The organism is Rossellomorea sp. RS05 (assembly GCF_039822645.1).
Taxonomy (GTDB): Bacteria; Bacillota; Bacilli; order Bacillales; family Bacillaceae_B; genus Rossellomorea; species Rossellomorea marisflavi_B.
In genome coordinates this window covers 276,027-300,039 of sequence record NZ_JBDKWY010000003.1, presented here as the reverse complement: position 1 = coordinate 300,039, position 24,013 = coordinate 276,027, and the positions used below count along the sequence as shown (strand labels likewise).

The following is a 24,013-nucleotide window of genomic DNA, read 5'->3' as shown; positions in this document are numbered from 1 at the left end:
TGTACTGGTTCTCTAGGTTCTCACATTTTGCTATGATGGATATACATCAAGAAAGGACGGATGATATGCGACAGCCCCATTATTTCTTTGCCCTCTCCATCCCGGAAGAAGAAAAGCTCCGTTTGGCGGATCAGGCAGACGCGTTTCCATTCAAAAAGCCGGTCCACCATCAGGACTTCCATTTGACACTGGCGTTCCTAGGGGGTTCCGAAGCCGATGCCCTGGACCTCGCCAAGTCCAAGGTGCGGGAAGTGGCAAGGGAGCATGACCCCTTCACATTGACCTTCAGTGGTTTTGACTTCTTCGGGCGAGAGGAAGCACCGCGGATCTTCTGGATGGGGGTTGAACCCTCTTATGAGCTCAATCGACTGAGGGCGGCAGTTTATGATGCCTGCCTGAACGCAGGATTTGAGTTGGACTCACGCCCGTTTGTTCCCCACATCACCGTGGCGCGCAAATGGCGGGGAGAGTATGCGTTCAATGAGCGTTCTCCAGAAATCGAACCACTTCCTATCGAATTCCCCGTAGAACACGTTGTCCTGTACCGGACACGACTGGAACACATCCCAAAATACGAGCCGGTGGCGACGTTCCCATTGAAAGGGATGACATCGGAAGAAAGAGGAGAACCTCATGGCACAGCTCATTAAACTGCAGGACTACATTTCCAGATATGAAATGGATCTTTACCGCTATCCTACCCAATTTGTCAGGCTGAAAAAACAGCAGTGGGAAAAAATGAAGGATCACTGGGAAAATGGCGACACCCATGAGGAAGCACATGGTTCGATGGAGGAGAAAGAAACCGTAAAAGATCGATTGTTTTCCTTTTTTAAGAGAAGGGGCGATCAAGAAGAGATCGAGGATTTGACCATGTATGCAGAAAGTGATGATGAAGAGGAGTTCGCCATCGATGCTGAAAGGGTGGAGGCTTCAACCGAGGATGAGTTGAAGCAGGTGTTTCTCGAGAATATCATGGATTTTCAGCTGAAATGGGCGAGTTCGACCATTTCACAACGTTCGTATGTGGACAATAGCTATTACTATGATGAACGGTTGAAGTATCTTCTTCAGCGGTTCCCGGATAATATCTTGGTGCTCTATCATCCGATTCTCAAGATCAAAAAAGCCCCTGTTGAATTTGAAACGATCCTCATCACCCCGACGGCTGTTTGGTGCCTGACCTTCCTGGAGTTCGAGGAGGGCACCGCGTATATCGGAGGGAAGGATCATTTCTGGCTGAAGAAGTGGGGACGGGAAGAAGAGAAAGTGCTGAATCCCCTGATCACCCTGCAACGAATGGAAACGATCATTGATCAGATCCTGCGCTTTGCCGGTGTGGACCTTCCTATACATAAAGGAGTCATCTGCAGAAACGGGTACATCGATTATCCCCAGGCTCCCCACCATGTCCATCTTTTGGACAAACGGAAGCATGAAGGATGGTTCGAATCCCTGCGGTCCATATCGTCCCCCATCAAGGGCGTCCAGCTCAAGGCTGCCCAGGCCATTCTCGACTATGGACATACCACGTCCTTCAAACGGATCGGCATGGATGAAGACCGATTCGTCGGGGAAGAGCCGTGAAGACCTTCTACCTTGTCAATCCCGCAGCCAAAAATCGAGGGAGTACAGAAGCCTGGGAACGATTCCGCGTGGAGGAAGGGATCATCCATGAATCCTTCGTCACCCGGCATCCGTCTGAAGTGAAGCAGGTGGTCCGGGATCTAGTGGAGAGGTATCCCGACGAGACCTTGCTACTTGTAGGGGTGGGAGGTGACGGGACGATGAAATCCATCATCAGCGCGTCGATTGGTTTCCCTCAGGTGATCATCGGGTATATTCCTTCAGGAAGCGGGAATGATTTTGCAAGGGGGTACAATTGGCCGCGGAAGCCACGTGAGGCAGAGAGCCGGATAAAATCCGGATCGCGTCACGCCTCCTTGATGGATGCAGGTGTATTTCAACTCCCTGCGGAGCCGAATGGGCACTTTGTGAATAATATAGGAATAGGATTCGATGCCCTGGTAGCGGGTCGTGCCAATCATTCCCCATGGAAGAAACGGCTTAACCGGGTTTCCCTCGGGAAGCTCATTTATCCCATCATTCTGGTGAGGGAAGCCCTTACGTTCCAGCCCTTCTCCCTGCAGGTCCGGAGAGATGGAGAAGATAGTATGTACGACAAGGTCTGGTTCATGACAGTATCCAACCATCCGTATTTTGGAGGCGGCATGAAGATCGCCCCCGATGCCCGTCCGGATGACGGCATGTTGGATGTGACCGTCGTGGCGGGACTCGGCCGCCTTAAGCTCATTGCGGTCTTTCTTTCTGTATTTGTGGGAAAACATTCGGTTTTTAAAGAAGTTCATACATTCCGCACGCGGGAGATGGTCGTGCAGGCGGATGGGGATCCCGAAATCCATGCTGATGGAGAATCGTGTGGGACACTTGCTGTGAATGGACGCATGAGCATCAGGGTGCTTCCGTCCAGTTGGAAAATGATGAATGGAAGAGGGTGAGCAGGTGTTCAATATCAGTCGTCATTATGAAGCGTTTATGGATACATTCACGACCGTCACGATCATTATCCCCCATGATCGAGTCGGGGGTGAGGAGGATTTTCATATAGTGAAGGGAGACATAACGATCCCTCTGGAGATAAAGGAAGAAATCCAGCTTGAGCACGCAAGGAAAATCGTGACCTCACTTCCGGAAGAGCTCGATCTTGAAGAGGCCTGCGAAGTGGTCGATGCGAACGGGATCAAGACCGACCTCCAAGTCGGGGCCGTCATCAGGACGGATGCCTTCGATGAGCGCTACTACTATGATGGCGAAGATCTCGGCGTACGGAAAGTGGAAGGGGGTTTCCGGTTTAAACTGTGGGCACCTACTTCGTCGGCGGTCAGACTCAAACTGATGTCGGAAAACGGTGAGGAAACGGAACGCGACATGACGCGAGAAGAAAAAGGGGTGTGGACCCTGGACATCCAGGAAGACGTGGAAGGGTTTTGTTATTCCTATCTCACCTGCATCAATCTCGTTTGGAAGGAAGCCCTGGATCCCTATGCCGTAGCGGTTTCGTTCAACAGCCGCTGGGGTGTGGTCGCGACAGAACTCGGACCTCCTTGTACATCCCTTCCGCCTGTTTCATCCCCCGTCGATGCTATCATTTATGAGCTCCATGTACGGGACTTTTCCGCAGGGGAAGAAGGTGGCATGAACGCAAGGGGGCGCTATGGTGCCTTTTCCGAGCGTGGAACCAAGACGCCTGCTGGGTACTCAAGCGGAGTCGACTATCTTAAGGAGCTCGGGATCACGCATGTGGAGCTTCTGCCTGTCAATGACTTCGGGGGCGTGCCGGATGATCCATCCGAGGAAGAATACAATTGGGGTTACAACCCATTATTTTTCAACGTCCCGGAGGGCAGCTACAGCTCGGATCCCGGTGAGCCCCTTGTCCGGATAAAGGAATTGAAAGACGTGGTGAACAGTCTTCATGATGAGGGGATCAGGGTCATCATGGATGTCGTCTACAACCATGTGTTCATAAGGGAAGAGTCATCGTTTGAAAAAATCGTGCCTGGTTACTTTTTCCGTCATGGTGAAAACGGGTTGCCTTCCAACGGGACCGGCGTAGGGAATGATTTTGCCTCGGAGCGGCTCATGGCGAGGAAGTTTATCAAGGACTCGATCCGTTTCTGGATCAAGGAATACGGGTTCGATGGCTTCCGGTTCGATCTTATGGGGATCCTTGACGTGACAACGATGAATGAGGTGTCGGATATCGCGCGGGAATCGGGTCTCATCGTCATCGGGGAAGGGTGGGACCTGAATACCCCTATCCCTCAGGAAGAAAAGGCGAATCTCCGCAATGCACGGTTGCTCCCGAACGTGGGACAGTTCAATGATTGGTTCAGGGATACCGTCAAGGGGAGCACCTTCAATCTTCACGATAAAGGGTTCATCCTTGGACATAGCGGACTTGAAAAACAGGTGGCCCAGGTTCTTTCGGGAAGCGTCGGCATCCAGAGCCGGGACCAGGGGATCTTCGATGGGCCAATCCAATCCGTCAACTATATCGAATCCCATGACAATCATACCCTTTGGGATAAGATGAAGGCTTGCATGCATGAGAGCGAGGAGCAGCTGTTCAAGCGGCAGTCCCTCGGCACCGCGATGGTCCTCCTATCGCAGGGGATCCCGTTCATTCACGCCGGTCAGGAGTTTTATCGTACAAAGGGAGGGCATGAGAACAGCTACAATGCCCCGGTCCGGATCAATCAGCTTGACTGGACGCGAAGGGAAGACCATGACAAATCCATTGCATATGTAAGGGGATTGATCGCTATACGGAAAGCCCACGGTGCCTTCAGGTTTCAGGAAGCACAACTGATCAGGCAGCATGTTAGCATCGTCACCGCTGAAAATCAATCTGTGGTCATCCGCTACTCGGAAGTCGGGGACTATGGACCTTGGAGTGAGATGATTCTTGCCTTCAATGGTGGAACAGAACCGGCCGCATTTGCACTTGGAGATGGGGAGGATTGGCTCTGCCTGGCAGAAGGGGACCGTGCGGATGCCGAAGGTCTAAACACGATAGAAGGGGACCATCTGGAGGTCGCCCCGCTGACTGTCTCCCTTGCCGTGATGCAGTCGATTTCAGGTGCGCTTGACGAATAAGGAATATGACGATAAAATTGTTCATAGATGGCTATTGATCTTATTGCCCAATAGCTATCTTTTTTATTTTATTTGAGATGAAATGTGAACAATCATATAAACATGACAAAGGACCAATAGAAGGTGAATAGATTGGAACACTTATTTGACCAAGATTGGGAAATCGTCCCTGCGGGCGGTGCCACGGGGGAAGCCTTCTTTGCCCAATACCAGGAACAGAGGCTATTCCTCAAGCGGAATTCATCGCCGTTTTTGGCGGTATTATCCGCAGAAGGCATCACGCCGAAGCTTGTCTGGACGAAACGTCTGGAAAACGGGGATGTCATCACCGCTCAGCACTGGTTGAATGGCAGAGAACTGAAACCCGCAGAAATGAAGGAAGACAGGGTTGCCCGTCTGCTGAAAAAAATCCATACATCGAAACCTCTCTTGACGATGCTTGAGCGCCTCGGCACAGAGCCTTTTCAGCCTGATCATATGTTGACGGAACTTGAGACCAGTCTTGAATTCGACCTTCTAACATTGCCCGATGTCAAGAAAGCGATGCGTTTCCTTCAGGATGGCCTGGATGAGGTTCGTCAAGGCGAATATGTCGTCTGTCACGGGGACGTCAATCATAATAACTGGCTCCTTTCCGAACAGAATCAGCTATATCTCATTGATTGGGACGGCGCCATGATTGCAGATCCGGCCTTTGATGTCGGCCTGCTCCTCTATTGGTATATCCCTGAAGATCAATGGGAGGACTGGCTCCTTCAATACGGAACGGAACTGACGGATAGCCTGAAGCTGCGAATGAAATGGTATGTGGTCGCCCAGACGATCCTCTTCATGCAGTGGCATAAAGCCAAAGGCCGTTTTCATGAAATGAACCACTGGATCGAGTATCTGCACAAAATCATCTGATCATGAATAGTTGTTCATGTCCGACACCCACTGGGACAGGTTATCTTTGTTTGTGGTGATGTGATCGGATAGATCCGAAGACGAGATGCCGCTTTGACTGTACCGATAAATCTCTTCGAGTACGGGTTTGACGTTCTCGTGGATGTCTGCGTTGACCATGAGGGACTTGACCAGTCTCTCGAGCTGTTCGCATTCGGATACGGAGCCGCAACAGTCCGTTTGATGATTACTGAGGATATCGGATAATAATTGCATTTGATTTTGAGCGTTGAGAGGCATGAAAGCCACCCTTTCTTTTGGGATTGAATTCAGATAGAGAAGGAATTCACTGATAGTGTGTGGATTCCTTTTTTTATTATGCGCGGCTCCAATGGATTTCATCTTGCACAACCATTGTGGTCGTGGTATGTTTTGTTCGAATGACGTGCCCGTGGACAAGCAGGAAGCTTGCGGGATCGGGTGCGTGAAAAATGGAAAAAAGAGGTGTCTACATGCGTGTGCGTTACAAACCATGGGCAGCTGAAAAGCTCAGTGAACATTCCGGCATAGTAGTGGCGGAGCCCGATCAACTGAAAGGGAAATGGAATGAGTTCTTTGGGAACGACAACCCCATCCATATAGAGGTAGGAACAGGCAAAGGTCAATTCGTCACCGGTATGGGGAAACAGAACCCTGAGATCAACTATATCGGGATCGAACTCTACGAGAGTGTCCTCGTGACGGCCCTCGACCGGATCCTTGAGGAAAATGTCAGCAATGTGAAGCTATTGAATGTCGATGCAAGGGATCTGAAGGAATTCTTCGATGATGGTGAAGTAGGACGGGTATATCTGAACTTCTCGGATCCTTGGCCAAAGGCCCGCCATGAGAAGCGCAGACTCACATATGAACATTTCCTCAAGCTGTATGAGGATATCCTGGTTGAGAACGGGGAAATCCATTTCAAGACCGATAACCAGGGGTTGTTCGAGTATTCCTTGAAAAGCTTTTCCTGGTACGGCCTCCGTCTGAACTACTTGAGCCTCGATCTCCATAACAGCGGGATGGAAGGGAATATCATGACGGAATACGAAGAAAAGTTCTCTGCAAAAGGGGACCGGATCTACCGGGTGGAAGCTCAATTCCAACACTCATGATCAGAAGGCTGCAGTCTGCCGTTTACCGGCTTCTGCAGCCTTTTTTTCATGTCTGCCGGATTCACGCAGCCTACTTATGCTACACTAATGGGGAACAATAAGGGAGGAATGAAGAGATGGAAAAACGGATGATTGGTGATACAACGTTTCACTGGCTGAATGGCGGGGTGACCTTCATGGATGGGGGAGCCATGTTCGGGGTCGTGCCAAAGCCATTATGGTCAAGGAAGTATGATGTGAATGAGCGCAATCAGATTGAGCTGAGGACAGATCCGATCTTTTTCCGTTGGAACGGCAAGAACGTATTGATCGAGTCGGGTATCGGAAAAGGAAAGTTAACAGACAAACAAAAGCGAAATTATGGGGTGGAAGAAGAATCTGATCTTGAGTCCGATCTTCAGTCGCTTGGGGTATCGCCGGAAGAGATCGATGTGATCCTTATGACGCATATGCATTTTGATCATGCATGCGGGTTGACGAAACGCGAGGGCGAAGACTATCGCTCGGCCTTCCCGAACGCCGTCATCCATACATCACAGGTGGAATGGGATGAGATGAGAAACCCAAATATCCGTTCAAAGAATACATATTGGAAAGAAAACTGGGAGGCCGTTGAGCATCAGGTGATGCCATTTGATGAGCAGAAAGAAGTCCTGCCCGGTATCACGATGATCCATACCGGTGGTCACAGTGACGGCCATTCCATCATCCTATTGGAAGCAGGAGGCGAAACGCTGATTCATATGGCTGACCTCATGCCGACGCACGCTCATAAGAATCCATTATGGGTGCTCGCGTACGACGACTATCCAATGACGTCGATTGGAGCCAAAGAAAAGTGGATCTCTCAGGCGATCGAAGGGGGATACTGGTTCCTCTTTTATCATGATTCCGTATATCGTGCCCTGAAATGGGATGAAGAGGGAAAAGTGTTGGACTCGGTTGAACGCAGTAGGTGATGAATGGAAAAGATCCAAAGCCGGATGGCTTTGGATCTTTTTTTGATTATAAGGGGTAAACATCAAGGATGGTGCCACTCTTCACATCAGCGATGAATTCGAACTGTTCGAGTTCCCCGTCGATCCTGCGTGAAATGCCGCCTTTGAATACCTGTGTTTCAAATGTATGCTGTTTGAAGGACTCGGGCTTCATGCTGATCCATGAGCCATCGATCTTCCCGTCTTCTTTGAAGCGTTCTTTCACGCTTTTCAGTACTTTTTCCGGAGAAACGGTCTTATGATCCTTTGCGGCACCGCTGAGGACGATCCCCCCGACAGCTCCGACAGCCGCTCCTAATGCAAATGATTTCCAGTTCATCCACTCTTCCCTCCAAAAGCACGGCTGAGACATGGAATGCCTCCCCGATATTTTCTACATGATAAGACCATTCTAACAAAGAACACGGAAAAAAGAGAATCTTATTTGAATCCAATCGGTGGTAAGAGGTGAGAAAGTTCTGTAAAATGGACGTATACATAAAGATGTGAAAAAGAAATGGGGTAAATGATATGAATCAGGATACATTGGAATTATTCAAAACGTTGACAGAACTGCCTGGTGCTCCGGGTAACGAACATGCTGTGAGGGCCTTCATGAAAGAACAGCTCTCCGCCTACTCGGATGAGCTTGTACAGGATCGCCTTGGAGGTGTATTCGGTGTCAGGAAAGGGGACAGTGATGCTCCTGTTGTCATGGTGGCCGGACATATGGATGAAGTGGGCTTCATGGTGACCTCTATCACGGAAAACGGGATGCTGCGCTTTCAGACCCTAGGAGGCTGGTGGAGCCAGGTGCTCCTCGCCCAGCGAGTTCAGGTCATCACAGACAACGGACCGATCACCGGTGTGATCGGAAGCATCCCACCTCACCTTCTGGGAGAGGCTCAGCGATCGAAGCCGATGGATATCAAGAACATGCTCATTGATATCGGTGCAGATGACAAAGAGGACGCCCTCCGGATCGGGATCAAACCTGGCCAGCAGATCGTACCGATCTGTCCGTTCACACCGATGGCCAATGAGAAGAAGATCCTGGCGAAGGCATGGGATAACCGTTACGGCTGCGGACTGTCCATCGAGCTTCTGAAGGAACTCCATGGTGAGCAGCTTCCAAACACGCTGTACTCAGGTGCCACCGTTCAGGAGGAAGTAGGATTGAGGGGGGCGCAGACGGCGGCCAACATGATCAATCCGGATCTATTCTTTGCCCTTGATGCCAGCCCGGCCAATGATATGTCAGGGGATAAAAATGAATTTGGACAGCTCGGGAAAGGGGCCCTTCTCCGGATCCTCGACCGTTCCATGGTCACCCACAGGGGCATGAGGGAATTCGTCCTAGATACAGCTGAAACCAATTCCATCCCTTATCAATACTTCGTTTCCCAGGGAGGGACGGATGCAGGCCGTGTCCACATGTCCAATGAAGGCGTGCCGAGTGCGGTCGTAGGGATTTGTTCTCGCTACATCCACACCCATGCATCCATGATCCATATCGATGATTATGCGGCTGCGAAAGAATTGATCGTAAAGCTAGTGAAACAGTGTGATCGTTCCACAGTGGAAACCATCCGTAATAACGGATGATTGATGAGACCGCCCGATAATCGTGGCGGTCTTCTTTTATGAAAATGGGGGTAAGGATATGAAGAATATCGGAGTAGGGACGACAAATCCGGCTAAGGTTTCAGCAATTCAGAAGGCAATCGGTCCCGGAGCAACAGTCTATCCAATAGAGGCGGAATCCGGAGTCAGTGCACAGCCGTTTTCTGATGAAGAGACGATCAGAGGGGCGGTGAACCGGGCGAGGAATAGTATCGGGGCGTCTCACGCAGGCATCGGGCTGGAAGGTGGGGTCGTCGACACGTCATCGGGACTTTTTCTCTGTAATTGGGGAGCCTTGGTAGACGCTGATGGCCGAGAATTTGTAGCAGGAGGGGCACGGATTCTACTACCTGACGAGATTGCCTATAAACTTCGCAGAGGCGGAGAGCTTGGGCCACTGATGGATGCATATACGAAACGGGAAGGTGTGCGTCATCGAGAAGGGGCGGTAGGGGTTTTCACGAACGGTCTGGTGACGAGGGAAGCGATGTTCATCCATGTCGTTAAACTCCTGATCGGGCAGTGGGAATATGATGGAAGAAATAGAGATAAACGCGGGAATATATGACTCGGCCCATACCAATTAGAGCCCATCCTCATAGGATAGAGTAGATCGGATGCGAAGGCATGCGATAAATCTCTTGTACAAGGGGGGTAAAACACATGGGATGCCATAAAGGACACAATGAAGGCGGCGGATGTCACCGTAACTGTTGTTGGGGCTTCAACTTCTGCTGTGATTGGGACAAATTCCTATTCGGTAACCGCTGCTGTTGCAGGCGCAATCGCTGTGAAGGTGATCGTGGAGGCTGCAGACGCCATGAAGGAAACCGGAACCACGGCGGATGCAGACGCAATGAAGGAAACCGGAACCACGGGTGTAATAAGGATTGGTAAGAACTGAATAAACAAAAGCAGCCTCTTTGATAAGCGGCTGCTTTTTTGACTTATTTAATTCCCTTCATGTAGGTCTGAATCTTAGGACTGATCAGGAAGAGGATGAGGCCCAATACGATGGACACACCACCGATGGTACCGAAATACACATTTTCTGTTGCCGGCGAGTAGAATCTGACAAGCTGTGCATTCAACGCCTGTGCAGCAGCAGGTGCCAGGAACCAAAGGCTCATGGTTTGTGCAGAGAAGGCTTGAGGAGCAAGCTTTGTTGTCGCAGAAAGGCCGACAGGCGAAAGGAGTAGTTCCCCGATGACAACGATGAAATAGCTTAGTACGAGCCAGATCGGATTCACTAGTCCGCCATCTGGAGTAAAGTAACCCGGAATGAGGATGACCAGGAATGAAAGACCTGCAAAGATCAGACCCCATGAGAATTTACGGGGGATGATTGGCTGGCGGTTACCAAGCTTCACCCATAACCATGCAAATACCGGTGCAAGGAGAAGGATGAACAATGGGTTAAGGGATTGGAACCACGCAGGTGAGATTTCAAATCCGAAAAGATCGAGTTGTGTCTTTTTATCAGCATAGGTCGCAAGGATGGTTGCACCTTGTTCCTGGATGGACCAGAACATGACCGCAGCAATGAATAGAGGGATATAGGCGATAACCTGAGAGCGTTCCTGTGTCGATGTTTTAGGGCTGTAGTACATGATCAAGAAGTACGCAAGAGGTACGACCACACCGAAGATTCCGACAATATTGATGAATACATTCAGCGTGAAGATTCCGGCTGGAATGGTCCACCCAAGGATGATGGCAAGGACGATCACGACCACTGCCGTCATCCAACCGTATTTCTTTTTCTCGGCTGCTGTCAGCGGGTTTGGCACATACGTACCGGCAAGTCCCAATGTAGAACGTTTGCTTACCATGAACACGACAAGTCCGAGGAACATCCCGATGGCTGCTGCCGCAAATCCCCAGTGGAAGCCGTAGTTCTTTTGAAGACTACCCACAACGAGTGGTGAAACGAATCCACCAAGGTTGATCCCCATATAGAAGATACTGAAAGCCGAGTCTCGGCGTGTATCTTCCTGACTGTACATTTCACCGACAACGGTTGAGACGTTCGGTTTAAGTAACCCAGTACCGATGACAATCAGTACCATGGAAACGATGAACATAGAGAAGTTCCCCGGGAATGCAAGGGCGATATGACCGAACATGATGAAGATCCCGCCGTAGAAGACGGCCTTGGACGTTCCGAATACCCGGTCGGCCAGCCACCCTCCGATGACCCCTGACATATACACCAGGGAACCGTAGATGGAAACGATGGCGAGCGCAGTACCTTCCTCGATGCCGAGTCCGCCTTTTGATACCTCGTAGTACATATAATATACAAGGATGGCTTTCATACCGTAGTATGAAAAACGCTCCCAGAATTCTGTGAAGAATAATGTGAACAACCCTTTGGGGTGACCGAAGAACCCGGTCTGAGGTACACTTTCCACAATTTTCTGTTTATTCGATGATGACATATTACAACCTCCTTATTCTTTTACTATAATATTTTAAGATTTTTATAAAGTCAAAAAGAAATTAATAAAATTTTAATTATACCAAATGTTTCTATAAATTACTAATATTAATTCGTTTTTGAATTGTCGAACTATTTTGCAAGCGCTTAACACGCAGAAAAGAATAAATTCGCCCGCCCGGGGTAAGAGGGCAGGCGATGGAATCATTATTCTTCAAAAATATAGGAAATGGCTTGAAGTGCCTGTTCAATAGTCGAGACCGTCGCATCTGCCCGCTGGGAAATTTCTTTCAACGGATGGTGAAGCTTTTCCGGACGGATCAGGATCAATGGCTTGTCCTTCGCGAGGGCAATGCCGGCATCCATGGCTGAATTCCACTGTTTGTACTCTTCTCCGAAGTAAGCGATGACGAGGTCTGCCTTTCCCATCAGGATCTTGGTGCGCAAGTTATTGAAAGCCGAAGCCGCTTCATCTTTCAAGATGGCGTTCGGCTGGGTGCCAAGGATTTCTTCCCCGATGGAATCGGATCGGTCATGGTTTTCCATCGGTCCTGAGAACTGGATGTTCAGTCCCCTTTTCTCCGCTTCGTTTTTGACATCATCCCTCCAGCTACTATGTATCTCCCCTGCCAGATATACCGTTAATTTCACTGTGATCATCCCCTATCTGTTACTGTTTCCTACACGATTTACCCCATCCGAGTCAAAATTAACCTTTCTTCCCAGTAAAAACAGCATACCTGTAAGAAAACGGGTTGTCATTATGACTATGTGAGGGTATCATAAGCGTAGGTTTAGCAGAATAAAGGAGGATGACGGAGAATGAAGCGTTATTTACCGGTTTTATTCATTCTTGCCCTTACATTAGCAGGGTGCAGCACCTCAATTGACGAAGAGAAGGATAAAACGGCGAAAGTCGTAGAAGATATGGTTGAACATAAGGTAGAACCGAAAGAGAACGCCGGGGACATGGAATTTTACCTGCCCTTCGGTGCCGAAGTGGAAAAAGAAACCTCACATAATGTGATCATCAAAAAGGGGTCGGATACGTTTATCCTCTTTAACAACCCCCAGGAAGATAAGAACAGCGACCTACTATATAAAACGTCTCTTGAAGATGAATCGGACGTGGTGAAAAAAGGAACGGTCCAAGGCAAGGATGGGTTGGGGTATTACATCATCAAGAGCATCCCTGATTCAGAAAAATATGAACTCATCGTCGGGGTAGGGGGCACGAAGGTTTCCACCCAGTCAGATGAAGGCGATCTGTCTGATCATGCGAAAATGATGATGAAGATGGCCACTTCCGTTAAGGGTTCCTGAGATCTGATCATTACGATCGGATCTTTTTTTGTGGGGATATTTATCTGGACAAATGATACATGTGTCTTTACACTAGTAAAAGACTAATGGTTGAAAGGGGAACCAGTATGAAGGAATGGCTTGCTCGGAAAGGGGTTAAGCCCTCAGCGAGGGTTTATTTTATAGATGCTTTGAGCTACATGGCTCTTGGATTATTCAGCTCCCTCATCATCGGCCTGATCATGAAGACGATCGGGGAGCAGGCAGGGTTTCTGCCTGAAGGATTGCAGCATTTTTTGATCGAGATGGGAGGGTTAGCCTCTTCCATGATGGGGCCCGCCATCGGTGCAGCCATCGCCTACGGGCTCGGGGCACCGCCACTCGTGCTCTTCTCGGCTGTCGTCACGGGGGCAGCCGGTGCGGCACTCGGTGGACCGGCCGGTGCGTATGTGGCGGCGGTCCTGTCTGTGGAAGTCGGTAAGTTGATCAGTAAAAGCACAAAGCTCGATATCATCGTCACTCCGTTCACCACCATTCTCACAGGGTTTGCGGCCGCTTCCTTCATCGGACCCGGTATTTCGACATTCATGACCATGTTCGGCGGATGGATAAGCTGGGCGACAGAGCAACGGCCGATCCTCATGGGGATCCTTGTGGCCATGCTCATGGGTCTCGCCTTGACGGCACCGATCTCAAGTGCGGCCATCGCCCTCATGCTCGATCTGAACGGAGTGGCTGCAGGTGCAGCAACAATCGGCTGTGCCGCCCAGATGGTCGGGTTCGCTGTCATAAGCTATAGGGAGAACCGCTTTGGAGGTCTGCTCGCTCAAGGGATCGGAACTTCGATGCTGCAGGTGCCGAATATCATACGCAATCCCCTCATCCTCCTGCCTCCGACACTGGCAGGCATGATTCTTGCCCCGATCGGGACGACGATCTGGGTGATGGAGAATAATGGGGCGGGAGCCGGTATGGGGACTAGCGGATTGGTCGGTCAGATCATGACGTTCCAGACCATGGGATTCAGCTCGGGTGTGCTGATCCAGGTCCTCGTATTGCATATCATTGGACCTGCCATCATCAGCCTGTTACTATCTGAATATATGCGTAAACTAGGGTGGATCAAACCCGATCAATTAACGCTGGATATTGGAGGTAAGTAACATGCGAAAACTGGCATCAGAAGAAGAATTTCATGAGTTGAAGGCGAACGGGAAGCATGTATTCATGTTCTCTGCAGATTGGTGTCCGGACTGCCGGATCATCGAGCCGATCCTGCCTGAAATCGAGAGCGAGTACGAAGAATTCACGTTCATTTATGTGGACCGCGACCAGTTCATCGATATCTGCATCGAACATGATATCTTTGGTATCCCGAGCTTCCTCGCTTTCGGTGACGGTAAGGAACTGGGACGTTTCGTCAGCAAGGACCGTAAAACCAAAGAAGAGATCGAGAATTTCATGAATCAGCTTGGCTAAGAGGATCGAAGAGGCTGAGACAAATATGTTTTAGTCATAGTAAAACCCGAATCATTTGCCTACGATATACCAAATGATTCGGGTTTTAAATTTGTTTAATGAACATTCAAATTTCATCGTTCCCAGCGGTTGATCGGAGTGCAAGACAAAGACTCCTGCGGGAAGAGTAGCTGATGTGAGACCCCGCAGGCGTGCCGAGGAGGCTCACGGGCTACCCGCGGAAAGCGAAGTCTTGCACGGAGATCATGATCGGTATTAAGATCCTATACTGATCGTGTTCGGCACTAAAGGGGGCCTTTTTTAGTTTTGTCCCATCCTCTTTTTTTCTGTCCGGTTACACTGAAAGAATCCGACAGTTCCTTGGCGTAAGGATGGATGGCTTAGGCATTTCGTGATTTTCTTTTGAAATTCGGCGCTTTTCATGTAAAATAGCAGAAGCGAGATCGCATGTGGAAGGAGGTTGAACCATGGATACAAAAAAATTGAAAAAACAACTTCAGGAACGTCTGCAGTCACCTGACCGCCTGATTACATATGACCGTGAAAAAGAAACACTCCGCATCGAGCGGAAAGACACAAAGAAGGGGATGACGGTTGCACTTCCCCCCATTGTTTCCAAGTGGAAGGAAAACAACAAGACGATCATCGATGAAGTGGTCTACTATGTAGAGGAAGCATTGAATGCCATGGGCGAAGAAAAGGCAAACAAACATGAACAAAACATCTTCCCTGTCATCCGGTCCACTTCTTTTGCAACGGAATCTCCTGATGACATCCCGCTCGTTACCGATGAACATACAGCCGAGACAAGGATCTATTACGCACTCGATTCTGGAAGTACCTATCGCTTGATCGACGAACGGATGATGAAATCGGAAGGGTGGACACGTGAACAGCTTAAGGAAATCGCCCTCTTCAATGTGAGACGTCTTCCGACTGCCATGAAAAAGGATGAAGTGGCCGGAAATACATTCTATTTCCTCAATCAAAATGATGGTTACGACGCGAGCCGGATCCTGAACGAATCCTTTTTGCGTGAAATGAAGGAAACAGTCTCAGGGGAGATGACGGTATCGGTTCCCCACCAGGATGTGTTGATCATCGGGGATATGCGCAATGAAACCGGCTATGACGTCCTTGCCCAAATGACCATGAGCTTCTTCACCAACGGGAATGTTCCCATCACGGCACTATCCTTCGTGTACGATGAAGGTGAGCTAGAGCCGATTTTCATCCTGGCTAAAAATCGTAAAAAAGAAAGGGAGTAGCATACATGAACGTATTTTATAATCTGGAGGGCATCGGTGATACCCTCATCATCACAATGGACCCGACATTCGAAGGAACCGTCGGTCATGAAAGAAAAGGCGATGCAGCACGTCTGTTCAATGAAGAAACGCATGAAACAGTCGGTTACAATCTGTTCAACGCTTCCACTTACTTAACCCTTGAGGCAAAAGGTCAAGTGGAGATGGATGACGAGAAGCTGAAGAGCATCAACGATGCCATCGCCAAAAACGGCTTTGAAGATGTTCTGAAAGGGGACTTCACCCCTAAGTTCGTCGTCGGGTATGTAGCAGAAAAAGAAAAGCATCCCAATGCAGACAAGCTCAATATCTGCAAGGTGGAAATCGGTGACGAAACGCTTCAAATCGTCTGCGGTGCACCGAATGTCGATCAAGGACAAAAAGTAGTGGTAGCCAAAGTCGGTGCCGTCATGCCGAGCGGAATGGTCATCAAAGACGCAGAGCTGCGCGGCGTGCCTTCATCAGGCATGATCTGCTCTGCCAAAGAACTCGACCTGCCGGATGCTCCACAAGAAAAAGGAATCCTCGTCCTCGACGATCAATACGAAGTAGGACAAGCGTTCAAAGGATAATGGAATGTTGACCCGGGCCTTTTATGGTCCGGGTTTTTGTTTGATTGATGAATCTTTTCCTCTGTCCAGCTCCGGCGGGTTGAGGCTCGAGGCTCGAGGCTCGAGGTCATAAGTCAAAGACTCCAAAAAGGCACAGAACGCCTTTCCGAGATCTTCGCCTTATGCTTGTCGCCTCAGGGCGAGCCCCCTCCGTTTTTCTATCTGTCTAGCTCCGGCGGGTTGCCCCTCGAGGTCATAAGTCAAGCCACCCAAAAAGGCCAAGAACGCCTTTCCGGGTGGCTCGCCTTACTTGTCGGGTCAGCCCAACCCGCCTTCGCTTTTCTTCATGTCCAGCTCCGGGGGCTTGAGGCTCGAGGTCATAAGTCAAAGGTCTCAAAAAGGCACAGAACGCCTTTCCGAGATCTTCGCCTTATGCTTGTCGCCTCAGGGCGAGCCCCCTCCGCTTTTCTTTCATGTCTAGCTCCGACGGGTTGCCCCTCGAGGTCATAAGTCAAGCCACCCAAAAAGGCCAAGAACGCCTTTCCGGGTGGCTCGCCTTATGCTTGTCGGGTCAGCCCAACCCGCCTCCGCTTTTCTTCATGTCCAGCTCCGGGGGCTTGAGGCTCGAGGTCATAAGTCAAAGGTCTCAAAAAGGCACAGAACGCCTTTCCGAGATCTTCGCCTTATGCTTGTCGCCTCAGGGCGAGCCCCCTCCGCTTTTCTTGTTACATTCTATTTACATGGATGTTGGTTTCGACACATTTTTCTAACAATGTTCATTTTGTGGTGAAATGTCTCGAATTTTTCCGTTGAACTGATAGAATAATAGTAAGTATGAAGGAAAGAGTGATTGACGTGAGTTGGATTAAGAAGATTATCGGGAAATTTTCTGATGTTGATGATAGTTATGAAGAATATGTGGAAGATGAAGTGCAGCGCCCTGTCGGAAAGCAGGCTGGAAGTCCGGCGGCCCCTTATCAGCGCGATGTCGAAGCACGGATGACCTATCAATATCCGAAGGGGAATTTCCGTTTTCCTTTGATCGGTGATGGGGAAGGTGGCAGCCGGGAAAGACGGACCCGGGATCGTGATAAGAAAGAAGTCACGGAAAAGCAGCCCGAACGCCCTAAGCGTGAGAAAGAACGGGTGGAACGTCCCCGCAAGGAGGTACAGCCCAAACCTGTACACCAATCAACGTCCGCACCGTCTAAAACGGTCACTTCAAAAGTACAGAAAGGGAAGGGGACCAGACCGTTCAAGCCGACGGAAATCCCTTCACCCATCTATGGATTCAGGGAGCGGCCGATCAAAAAGCAGGAAGTTGAGTACGAACTGGGCAATTTTTTACATAGTCATCCTCCGGCATCGGTCAATGTGCCGGATGTGAGGGAGGAGCCCCTGCCCGTCCCGCCTGTCCATCATGATGTACCGGAGGTCGAAGCCCGAAAGGAAGAAGCGGTGGACTTTGAATTACATGAATCCAAGAGCCCTTCAGATGAATATGATGTGGCGCCGATTACCGAAACTGTGACAGAAGAAAGGTCAGAAGAGCTGGCATCCCTAGTCGCTGACGAAGAGGTTTTCGATGCGGCAGGAACATTGGACATGACGGATGCCCCCGCACCTATCGGGGTTGTTGAGGAAAGGGAAGACGCCTGGTTTGAAGATCAAGCGGAATCAGCTCTTTCCGATGAGTATGTAGAACACGTCACCCCGGTTGTGAACACGGAAGAAAATAATGCCCCTTTGCATGCAGGATCCCGAGAGGATAGGTCTGAAGCTATTTCAGAACATGATGCAGAAGCAGAGAGCGCCATGCCTGTAGAGGAGTTCCAGGAAGAACGGAAGCAGAAGAAACGGACGCATCTGCCGTTCAATGTCCTCATGCTGAATCAGGATAAGCGGAGCATGTCCGAGCGCCGGCAACAGCCGGCTCCTTCTCCCAACGTGAGGGTTCAACGTCCACAGGTGGATGAACCTGTGGAGGAGCAACCTGAACGTCAACATGAAATGGAACAGACCGTCGTCCAAGGGGAGGAAGCCGTAAAAAGCTATAGTGAGCTCAGCTCTTCCACCAAGACGTTGAATGAGTACGAGTTTCCGAGTCTGGAATACCTGAATCCCCCCGTATCCAAAACCATGAGTGAAGAGTGGTTGGACACCCAAAGTGCACTCCTCGATGAGACCCTTCTGAATTTCAATGTAAGGGCGAGAGTCGTGAATGTGACTCAGGGGCCGTCGGTCACCCGCTTTGAAGTGCAGCCTGAACCAGGAGTGAAAGTGAATAAAATCACCAACCTTTCTGATGATATCAAGCTGAGCCTCGCTGCCAAGGATATCAGGATCGAAGCGCCCATCCCTGGTAAGCATACGATCGGCATCGAGGTGCCGAATCGGGACAGCCGTCCAGTATGCATCAGTGAAGTCATTGCGAGCCCTGCTTTCCAAGAAGCGGACTCTCCGCTTACAGCTGCACTCGGTCTTGATATTTCCGGTCAGCCCATCGTGACGGATCTCAGCAAGATGCCACACGGACTGATTGCCGGGGCCACCGGTTCAGGTAAGAGCGTGTGCATCAACTCGATCCTCGTCAGTCTTTTGTACAAATCATCGCCTGATGAGTTGAAGATGATGCTGATCGATCCCAAGATGGTGGAACTCGCTCCTTATAACCGGATTCCCCATCTTGTCAGCCCTGTCATCACCGATGTGAAGGCTGCAACCGCCGCCTTGAAGTGGGCCGTCGAAGAGATGGAGCGCCGCTACGAGCTCTTCGCCCATACCGGAGTAAGGGACATCAAGCGATTCAATGAGCTTGCCACAAAGAACAAGCAGTATAGTGATAAGCTTCCTTACCTTGTGATCGTCATCGACGAGCTTGCCGACCTGATGATGATGTCGCCTGCAGATGTGGAAGAGGCCATCTGTCGCATCGCCCAAAAAGCTAGGGCGTGCGGGATCCATCTCATCATTGCGACCCAGAGGCCTTCAGTCGATGTCATTACCGGTCTGATCAAAGCCAACGTACCGACCAGGGTCGCCTTCTCCGTCTCATCTGCCGTCGATTCACGAACCATCATTGATGGAAGCGGAGCAGAACGACTGCTGGGGCGCGGAGATATGCTGTTCTTGGAAAATGGGTCTTCCAAGCCCGTCCGGCTGCAAGGGACCTTCGTCTCCGATGACGAAATCGATGACATTATCTCCCACGTGAGGGACCAGCGTGCACCCCATTATCTTTTCGAACAGGATGAACTCCTGAAAAAGGCACAGGTCACGGAAGAAGAAGATGAATTATTCCTTGAAGCATGTGAATTTGTCGTCGATCAGGGGGGAGCCTCGGCATCCTCTCTTCAGAGGCGTTTCCGTATCGGCTATAACCGTGCAGCGAGATTGATGGAAATGATGGAGAATAATGGTATCATCTCTGAAGCAAGGGGAAGCAAGCCGAGGGATGTGCTGATCTCCGAGACAGAGCTGGAGACGCTCGTCTGAGTGGAAGCATAAGGTAATATGTGGTATCCTGTTGGTGACTTGATTGGAATGTGTCACTGACAGGATCCTCTTTATTTTCCTGGCAGTTTCAGATGATCCCCGCGGGGGTACTATACCAAAGGGTTTCACCAGACGGGGAGAACAACGAGTGGATAGGTGAGCAGAATGGACGCAGAGAGAGGTTTACTGGATTTGACGGAATACCGTCACCGTAAACAAATGATAGCAGAGGAACAGACCCGTGCGGTTTATGAGTCCGCCAAGGAGTTCTGTCGGCACGAACCAAATATCCGGGAAATCGTCAGGGCGAAGATGATCTTTACCAAGCGATTTGCCCCGGTGGAAACAGACAGCCTTACTGAAGACGTATTTTCAGAATGGCTTTTATTTGATTACAAGACGATCAAGGGGACCACACTGTTCTTTCAGTTTCTCCAGACCCAGGCCCTTTCGCCTTCACAGAAGACCTTGGGGGCTGTGATGATGACCCTGCCGTGGGAGCCTGTATCGGTTGAACATGAGAGCGATGACGCCCTCTGCATACCGTTATTGGGCGATCACCGTGAGTGTTCCCGATTGAGGGGTAAGACCAGTTTGAAGAAGGACAGGATCTATTTTGTGAGGAAAGTCCCTCTGGTCACCCATGAGTGGATACTAGGTCCCGTCTTTGAAGCGGGATCGCCTGATATTGTGGATACGATGAAGACGCGATACGGTCAAAGGTATCAAGAAAATGGTGGTTTATGGAGGGCATTCCTGAAAGAAGAAGCGCCGGAATTCATTCTAACTGACTGAAAATTTCCTTCTTCATGGTCACAGTTTTTAAAAGGTGGTATAATGTTTCAAGTTGACAGTGTTCACCATTGGTCCTTAATGGCAAAAAAATCATGATTTCATATAATGTTTTTAAGATAGACGATTGTTGGAGGTTCTATTATGACGATATATCATTTCGTAGGAATCAAAGGTTCGGGCATGAGCGCATTAGCCCAGATCCTTCATGATATGGATTATCAGGTCCAGGGTTCCGATGTAGAAAAATACTTTTTCACCCAAAAAGCGTTGGATGATGCAAACATCAAAATCCTTCCTTTCCAAAAGGAAAACATCGGCGGAGATATGCATGTGATCGCCGGAAATGCATTCCCCGACACACATGAGGAAATCGTGGCAGCCAAAGAACTTGGCCTGCCTGTGACGCGTTACCATAAATTCCTCGGTGACTTCATGCAGGAATTCACAAGCGTAGCCGTCACGGGAGCACACGGGAAGACATCCACGACAGGTCTCCTCGCACACGTGATCAGAGGGGCGAAGCCGACTTCCTACCTGATCGGTGATGGAACGGGTAAAGGGGAAGTGGATGCGAACTACTTCGTATTCGAAGCATGTGAATACCGACGTCATTTCCTTTCATACTACCCTGACTATGCCATCATGACGAATATCGACTTCGATCATCCTGATTACTTCGCCAATATCGATGATGTATTTTCTGCATTCCAGGAAATGGCCATGCAGGTTAAGAAAGGGATCATAGCATGTGGGGATGATGAACAGCTTCAAAAGATCCAGGCAAGGGTTCCCGTCGTATTTTACGGATTTGCCGAGGAGAATGACTTCCAGGCACGCAATGTAGCCCATGATGAGAACGGTACATCATTCGATGTGTTCGTACGCAATGAATTCTATGCGTCATTCAAGATCCCGACTTACGGAGATCATAACATCCTGAACGCCCTGTCTGTCATTGCCCTTTGTCATTACGAGGAGCTTGATACAGCGATCGTACAGGAAAGACTTCAAACATTCGAAGGCGTCAAACGCCGTTTCTCTGAGAAGAAGGTAGGCGGACAGATCCTTGTGGATGATTATGCCCACCATCCGACCGAAATCACAGCCACCCTTGATTCGGCCCGCCAAAAGTATCCGAACAAGGACATTGTCGCTGTCTTCCAGCCGCATACGTTCACAAGGACGCAGACATTCCTTTCAGAGTTCGCTGAAAGCCTTCAGCTTGCCGATAAAGTGTATCTGTGCGAAATCTTCGGCTCTGCCAGGGAAAATCACGGGAAGCTTTCCATCCATGATCTTGAAACCAAAATCGATGGATGTGAAATCATCGATGAGCGTGATACAACCGCTCTTCTTCATCATGAAGACAGCGTGTTGATCTTCATGGGCGCAGGGGACATCCAGAAATTCCAGCAGTCCTATGAATCCGTTCTGAACGAACAGGTGGCAGAATAATTCTGCATACATTAAAAAGCCATCCGCGAATAATCGCGGATGGCTTTTCCTATGCTCATTTCAGGTTTTCGGGATTCAATCCTTCAAGTTCGGGGATGACGAACCGTCCATCTTTCCTGATAAGGACATCATCGAAGTAGATCTCCCCGCCGCCATATTCAGGGCGCTGGATCATGACCATATCCCAATGGATATTGGAATGGTTGCCATTATAAGCATCTTCATAGCATTCACCAGGGGTGAAATGGAAGCTGCCGTCGATCTTCTCGTCAAACAGGATGTCCTGCATCGGATGCTGGATGAACGGATTGACACCGATGGCGAATTCACCTACATAGCGTGCTCCTTCATCCGTATCGAAGATCTTGTTGATCCGGTCCGAATCATTCGCTTCCGCTTCTACGATCTTCCCATCCTTGAACGTAAGCTTGACGTTTTCGAATGTAAAGCCGTTATAAGGCGACGGCGTGTTGTAGGAAATCACACCGTTGACCGAGTCCTTCACCGGAGCGCTATATACTTCCCCGTCAGGTATATTCAACCGGCCGGCGCATTTGACCGCTGGTATATCCTTGATGGAAAACGTCAGGTCCGTGCCTTCCCCTGTCAGGCGCACGCGATCCGTCCTGTTCATGAGATCGGCAAGGCTGTCCATGGCCTCATCCATCTTGCTGTAATCGAGGTTGCATACATCAAAGTAGAAGTCTTCGAATGCCTCGGTGCTCATTTTGGCTAGCTGTGCCATGGATGAAGTCGGATAGCGGAGCACAACCCATTTTTTCTTCGGTACTCGGATCTCCCTGTGGACCTTTTTGCCGATCGTGTTGCCATGGATCCTCATCTTATCGTCCGGCACATCGGATTGCTCGTTGATGTTATCTCCAGAGCGCAAACCGATGTAGGCGTCCATCTGGTCCATCTTCCGTGCTTCAAAGTCGGCCATCATCTCATATTGTTCTTCTTGTGCACCCATGAGGAGGGAGCGGTCGACAGCTGCGTCCTTGAGGGTGACGAACGGGTACCCGCCTGCTTCATATGCTTCCTTTACAAGGGCGGTGACGAGTTCGCGCTGCAGTCCGAAGTTCTCGATCAGCACTTTTTCGCCGGGTTGGAGTTGGACGGAGTAATTGATCAGGTTCTTTGCCAATTTTTGAATTCGTGGATCTTTCATTGTGTTTCCCCCTAGTTATGTATTCCATTCTATTTTACCCTAAATACTTCAACCATGCGTCATCTGCCGTTTTGAATATACAGATATTTTTTTGAAAGTAAAAAGAGGAATTATGAGAGAAAAGGAAGAAATACTAGTATAATGTTTAATGAATTCATATGAGGGTAAAGAATTTCTATACATGGAGGTGTAGCAGATGGAAATCATTCTTTATCTTAGTGTCGCAGTTATCGCGGTGGCATTCTTCGTCCTCGTGATCAGCCTCATGAAGACATTGAAGTCCCTCGGGACGACGCTCGACAGCGTTTCGACGACCCTGAACGGCCTGGAAGGGCAGCTGCAGGGAATCACGAAAGAGTCTACTGAATTGCTACATAAAACGAATCTTCTTGCAGAGGACATCCAAAAGAAATCCGAAGACTTGAATACGGTCGTTTATGCAGTGAGGGATGTCGGACATTCGATCCAGAACCTGAATACGTCTGTGAAGAAGGTCAGCACAAACATCTCGTCTGAACTCGAACGTAATCAAGGCAGGATTTCCCAGGTGGTTCAGTGGGGCAATACGCTGATGGAACTTCGGGGCAAGTGGAAAGAACGGAAGGCTGTTGAACAACCTCCCGTACCTGCAACCGATGACATCGGCGCAAGGGAAAAAATGATAAAAAGAGCCAGATCTTATAATTGAGAGGGGAA

At 49.6% G+C, this 24,013-nt stretch carries 24 protein-coding genes; 19 read left to right on the top strand and 5 right to left on the bottom strand.

All coding sequences use genetic code 11. From position 1 onward, the window contains the following. Window positions 1-65 precede the first annotated feature (65 nt). The 5 genes from thpR to ABJ225_RS11300 all read left to right on the top strand — a co-directional run bounded on the left by thpR (window position 66) and on the right by ABJ225_RS11300 (window position 5,586). The gene (gene thpR / locus ABJ225_RS11320; protein WP_347320226.1) at window positions 66-650 is read left to right on the top strand and encodes an RNA 2',3'-cyclic phosphodiesterase; all 585 of its coding nucleotides are present in this window, start codon (window positions 66-68) and stop codon (window positions 648-650) included. Next, window positions 634-1,587, top strand: coding sequence for an NERD domain-containing protein (locus ABJ225_RS11315; protein WP_347320224.1), 954 nt, complete (start codon window positions 634-636; stop codon window positions 1,585-1,587). Before thpR ends, ABJ225_RS11315 begins: the two co-directional genes overlap by 17 nt. Continuing rightward, window positions 1,584-2,519, top strand: coding sequence for a diacylglycerol/lipid kinase family protein (locus ABJ225_RS11310; RefSeq protein WP_347320222.1), 936 nt, complete (start codon window positions 1,584-1,586; stop codon window positions 2,517-2,519). The genes ABJ225_RS11315 and ABJ225_RS11310 overlap by 4 nt, the downstream gene beginning before the upstream one ends. A gap of 4 nt (window positions 2,520-2,523) precedes the next feature. Next, window positions 2,524-4,680 carry a type I pullulanase gene (gene pulA, locus ABJ225_RS11305; protein ID WP_347320220.1) on the top strand — a complete coding sequence of 719 codons (2,157 nt, stop codon included), beginning with the start codon at window positions 2,524-2,526 and terminating at the stop codon, window positions 4,678-4,680. A 132-nt stretch (window positions 4,681-4,812) separates the two neighbouring features. Next, window positions 4,813-5,586 (top strand): phosphotransferase family protein, encoded by a 774-nt coding sequence (locus ABJ225_RS11300; protein WP_056534826.1) that lies wholly within the window; start codon window positions 4,813-4,815, stop codon window positions 5,584-5,586. On the opposite strand, the gene ABJ225_RS11295 is transcribed toward ABJ225_RS11300, so the two are convergent. After that, window positions 5,587-5,865 (bottom strand): YtzH-like family protein, encoded by a 279-nt coding sequence (locus tag ABJ225_RS11295; protein ID WP_053427717.1) that lies wholly within the window; start codon window positions 5,863-5,865, stop codon window positions 5,587-5,589. Between the two features lie 212 nt (window positions 5,866-6,077). Between ABJ225_RS11295 and trmB the strand changes: the two genes are divergently transcribed. Together trmB and ABJ225_RS11285 are read left to right on the top strand one after the other, a co-directional pair. Next, a complete protein-coding gene (gene trmB, locus ABJ225_RS11290; RefSeq protein ID WP_056534828.1) occupies window positions 6,078-6,722 on the top strand; it encodes a tRNA (guanosine(46)-N7)-methyltransferase TrmB in 645 nt (214 codons plus the stop codon). Between the two features lie 116 nt (window positions 6,723-6,838). Then, window positions 6,839-7,681, top strand: coding sequence for a YtnP family quorum-quenching lactonase (locus ABJ225_RS11285; RefSeq protein WP_347320217.1), 843 nt, complete (start codon window positions 6,839-6,841; stop codon window positions 7,679-7,681). A gap of 46 nt (window positions 7,682-7,727) precedes the next feature. Here the strand turns inward: ABJ225_RS11285 and ABJ225_RS11280 are convergent, their stop codons facing one another. After that, the gene (locus ABJ225_RS11280; protein ID WP_056538342.1) at window positions 7,728-8,039 is read right to left on the bottom strand and encodes a hypothetical protein; all 312 of its coding nucleotides are present in this window, start codon (window positions 8,037-8,039) and stop codon (window positions 7,728-7,730) included. A 191-nt stretch (window positions 8,040-8,230) separates the two neighbouring features. On the opposite strand from ABJ225_RS11280, the gene ABJ225_RS11275 reads away from it, so the two are divergent. The 3 genes from ABJ225_RS11275 (at window position 8,231) to ABJ225_RS11265 (ending at window position 10,226) form a co-directional block, all read left to right on the top strand. After that, window positions 8,231-9,304 (top strand): M42 family metallopeptidase, encoded by a 1,074-nt coding sequence (locus tag ABJ225_RS11275; protein ID WP_218247266.1) that lies wholly within the window; start codon window positions 8,231-8,233, stop codon window positions 9,302-9,304. Between the two features lie 58 nt (window positions 9,305-9,362). Beyond that, window positions 9,363-9,890 (top strand): DUF84 family protein, encoded by a 528-nt coding sequence (locus ABJ225_RS11270; protein WP_347320215.1) that lies wholly within the window; start codon window positions 9,363-9,365, stop codon window positions 9,888-9,890. A 168-nt stretch (window positions 9,891-10,058) separates the two neighbouring features. Continuing rightward, window positions 10,059-10,226, top strand: a complete 168-nt coding sequence (locus ABJ225_RS11265) for a hypothetical protein (protein ID WP_347320213.1) — start codon at window positions 10,059-10,061, stop codon at window positions 10,224-10,226. Between the two features lie 43 nt (window positions 10,227-10,269). On the opposite strand, the gene ABJ225_RS11260 is transcribed toward ABJ225_RS11265, so the two are convergent. Together ABJ225_RS11260 and ABJ225_RS11255 are read right to left on the bottom strand one after the other, a co-directional pair. Beyond that, window positions 10,270-11,763, bottom strand: a complete 1,494-nt coding sequence (locus ABJ225_RS11260) for a peptide MFS transporter (protein ID WP_347320211.1) — start codon at window positions 11,761-11,763, stop codon at window positions 10,270-10,272. A gap of 206 nt (window positions 11,764-11,969) precedes the next feature. Beyond that, window positions 11,970-12,413 (bottom strand): YtoQ family protein, encoded by a 444-nt coding sequence (locus tag ABJ225_RS11255; RefSeq protein WP_347320209.1) that lies wholly within the window; start codon window positions 12,411-12,413, stop codon window positions 11,970-11,972. Window positions 12,414-12,584: 171 nt separating this feature from the next. On the opposite strand from ABJ225_RS11255, the gene ABJ225_RS11250 reads away from it, so the two are divergent. The 8 genes from ABJ225_RS11250 to murC all read left to right on the top strand — a co-directional run bounded on the left by ABJ225_RS11250 (window position 12,585) and on the right by murC (window position 22,146). Beyond that, on the top strand, window positions 12,585-13,085 hold the full coding sequence (locus ABJ225_RS11250; protein WP_347320207.1) for a hypothetical protein: 501 nt from the start codon (window positions 12,585-12,587) through the stop codon (window positions 13,083-13,085). 107 nt (window positions 13,086-13,192) lie between these two features. Then, on the top strand, window positions 13,193-14,227 hold the full coding sequence (locus tag ABJ225_RS11245; protein ID WP_347320205.1) for a PTS sugar transporter subunit IIC: 1,035 nt from the start codon (window positions 13,193-13,195) through the stop codon (window positions 14,225-14,227). A gap of 1 nt (window position 14,228) precedes the next feature. Then, entirely contained in the window at window positions 14,229-14,543 is a 315-nt protein-coding gene (locus tag ABJ225_RS11240; protein WP_056534843.1) for a thioredoxin family protein, read from the top strand. Window positions 14,544-15,010: 467 nt separating this feature from the next. Continuing rightward, window positions 15,011-15,811: a DUF1444 domain-containing protein gene (locus ABJ225_RS11235; RefSeq protein ID WP_238281768.1), complete on the top strand. Its 801-nt coding sequence runs from the start codon at window positions 15,011-15,013 to the stop codon at window positions 15,809-15,811. Between the two features lie 5 nt (window positions 15,812-15,816). After that, on the top strand, window positions 15,817-16,422 hold the full coding sequence (ytpR, locus tag ABJ225_RS11230) for a YtpR family tRNA-binding protein (protein ID WP_056534847.1): 606 nt from the start codon (window positions 15,817-15,819) through the stop codon (window positions 16,420-16,422). Window positions 16,423-17,256: 834 nt separating this feature from the next. Continuing rightward, window positions 17,257-19,896 carry a DNA translocase FtsK gene (locus ABJ225_RS11225; protein ID WP_347320202.1) on the top strand — a complete coding sequence of 880 codons (2,640 nt, stop codon included), beginning with the start codon at window positions 17,257-17,259 and terminating at the stop codon, window positions 19,894-19,896. A 165-nt stretch (window positions 19,897-20,061) separates the two neighbouring features. After that, on the top strand, window positions 20,062-20,691 hold the full coding sequence (locus ABJ225_RS11220) for a hypothetical protein (RefSeq protein ID WP_056534851.1): 630 nt from the start codon (window positions 20,062-20,064) through the stop codon (window positions 20,689-20,691). A 141-nt stretch (window positions 20,692-20,832) separates the two neighbouring features. Further along, the gene (gene murC, locus ABJ225_RS11215; protein ID WP_053426306.1) at window positions 20,833-22,146 is read left to right on the top strand and encodes a UDP-N-acetylmuramate--L-alanine ligase; all 1,314 of its coding nucleotides are present in this window, start codon (window positions 20,833-20,835) and stop codon (window positions 22,144-22,146) included. Window positions 22,147-22,201: 55 nt separating this feature from the next. Here the strand turns inward: murC and ABJ225_RS11210 are convergent, their stop codons facing one another. After that, window positions 22,202-23,317, bottom strand: coding sequence for an aminopeptidase (locus ABJ225_RS11210; RefSeq protein ID WP_347320199.1), 1,116 nt, complete (start codon window positions 23,315-23,317; stop codon window positions 22,202-22,204). Between the two features lie 196 nt (window positions 23,318-23,513). On the opposite strand from ABJ225_RS11210, the gene ABJ225_RS11205 reads away from it, so the two are divergent. Further along, window positions 23,514-24,005 carry a DUF948 domain-containing protein gene (locus tag ABJ225_RS11205; RefSeq protein WP_056534855.1) on the top strand — a complete coding sequence of 164 codons (492 nt, stop codon included), beginning with the start codon at window positions 23,514-23,516 and terminating at the stop codon, window positions 24,003-24,005. Window positions 24,006-24,013 lie beyond the last annotated feature (8 nt).

Excerpts from the sequence above, each read along its gene's own strand:
- thpR (WP_347320226.1), top strand. The coding sequence starts at position 66 with ATGCGACAGCCCCATTATTTCTTTGCCCTCTCCATCCCGGAAGAAGAA.
- ABJ225_RS11315 (WP_347320224.1), top strand. The coding sequence starts at position 634 with ATGGCACAGCTCATTAAACTGCAGGACTACATTTCCAGATATGAAATG.
- ABJ225_RS11295 (WP_053427717.1), bottom strand. The coding sequence starts at position 5,865 with ATGCCTCTCAACGCTCAAAATCAAATGCAATTATTATCCGATATCCTC.
- trmB (WP_056534828.1), top strand. The coding sequence starts at position 6,078 with ATGCGTGTGCGTTACAAACCATGGGCAGCTGAAAAGCTCAGTGAACAT.
- ABJ225_RS11285 (WP_347320217.1), top strand. The coding sequence starts at position 6,839 with ATGGAAAAACGGATGATTGGTGATACAACGTTTCACTGGCTGAATGGC.
- ABJ225_RS11280 (WP_056538342.1), bottom strand. The coding sequence starts at position 8,039 with ATGAACTGGAAATCATTTGCATTAGGAGCGGCTGTCGGAGCTGTCGGG.
- ABJ225_RS11275 (WP_218247266.1), top strand. The coding sequence starts at position 8,231 with ATGAATCAGGATACATTGGAATTATTCAAAACGTTGACAGAACTGCCT.
- ABJ225_RS11270 (WP_347320215.1), top strand. The coding sequence starts at position 9,363 with ATGAAGAATATCGGAGTAGGGACGACAAATCCGGCTAAGGTTTCAGCA.
- ABJ225_RS11260 (WP_347320211.1), bottom strand. The coding sequence starts at position 11,763 with ATGTCATCATCGAATAAACAGAAAATTGTGGAAAGTGTACCTCAGACC.
- ABJ225_RS11250 (WP_347320207.1), top strand. The coding sequence starts at position 12,585 with ATGAAGCGTTATTTACCGGTTTTATTCATTCTTGCCCTTACATTAGCA.
- ABJ225_RS11245 (WP_347320205.1), top strand. The coding sequence starts at position 13,193 with ATGAAGGAATGGCTTGCTCGGAAAGGGGTTAAGCCCTCAGCGAGGGTT.
- ABJ225_RS11240 (WP_056534843.1), top strand. The coding sequence starts at position 14,229 with ATGCGAAAACTGGCATCAGAAGAAGAATTTCATGAGTTGAAGGCGAAC.
- ABJ225_RS11235 (WP_238281768.1), top strand. The coding sequence starts at position 15,011 with ATGGATACAAAAAAATTGAAAAAACAACTTCAGGAACGTCTGCAGTCA.
- ytpR (WP_056534847.1), top strand. The coding sequence starts at position 15,817 with ATGAACGTATTTTATAATCTGGAGGGCATCGGTGATACCCTCATCATC.
- ABJ225_RS11220 (WP_056534851.1), top strand. The coding sequence starts at position 20,062 with ATGGACGCAGAGAGAGGTTTACTGGATTTGACGGAATACCGTCACCGT.
- murC (WP_053426306.1), top strand. The coding sequence starts at position 20,833 with ATGACGATATATCATTTCGTAGGAATCAAAGGTTCGGGCATGAGCGCA.
- ABJ225_RS11210 (WP_347320199.1), bottom strand. The coding sequence starts at position 23,317 with ATGAAAGATCCACGAATTCAAAAATTGGCAAAGAACCTGATCAATTAC.
- ABJ225_RS11205 (WP_056534855.1), top strand. The coding sequence starts at position 23,514 with ATGGAAATCATTCTTTATCTTAGTGTCGCAGTTATCGCGGTGGCATTC.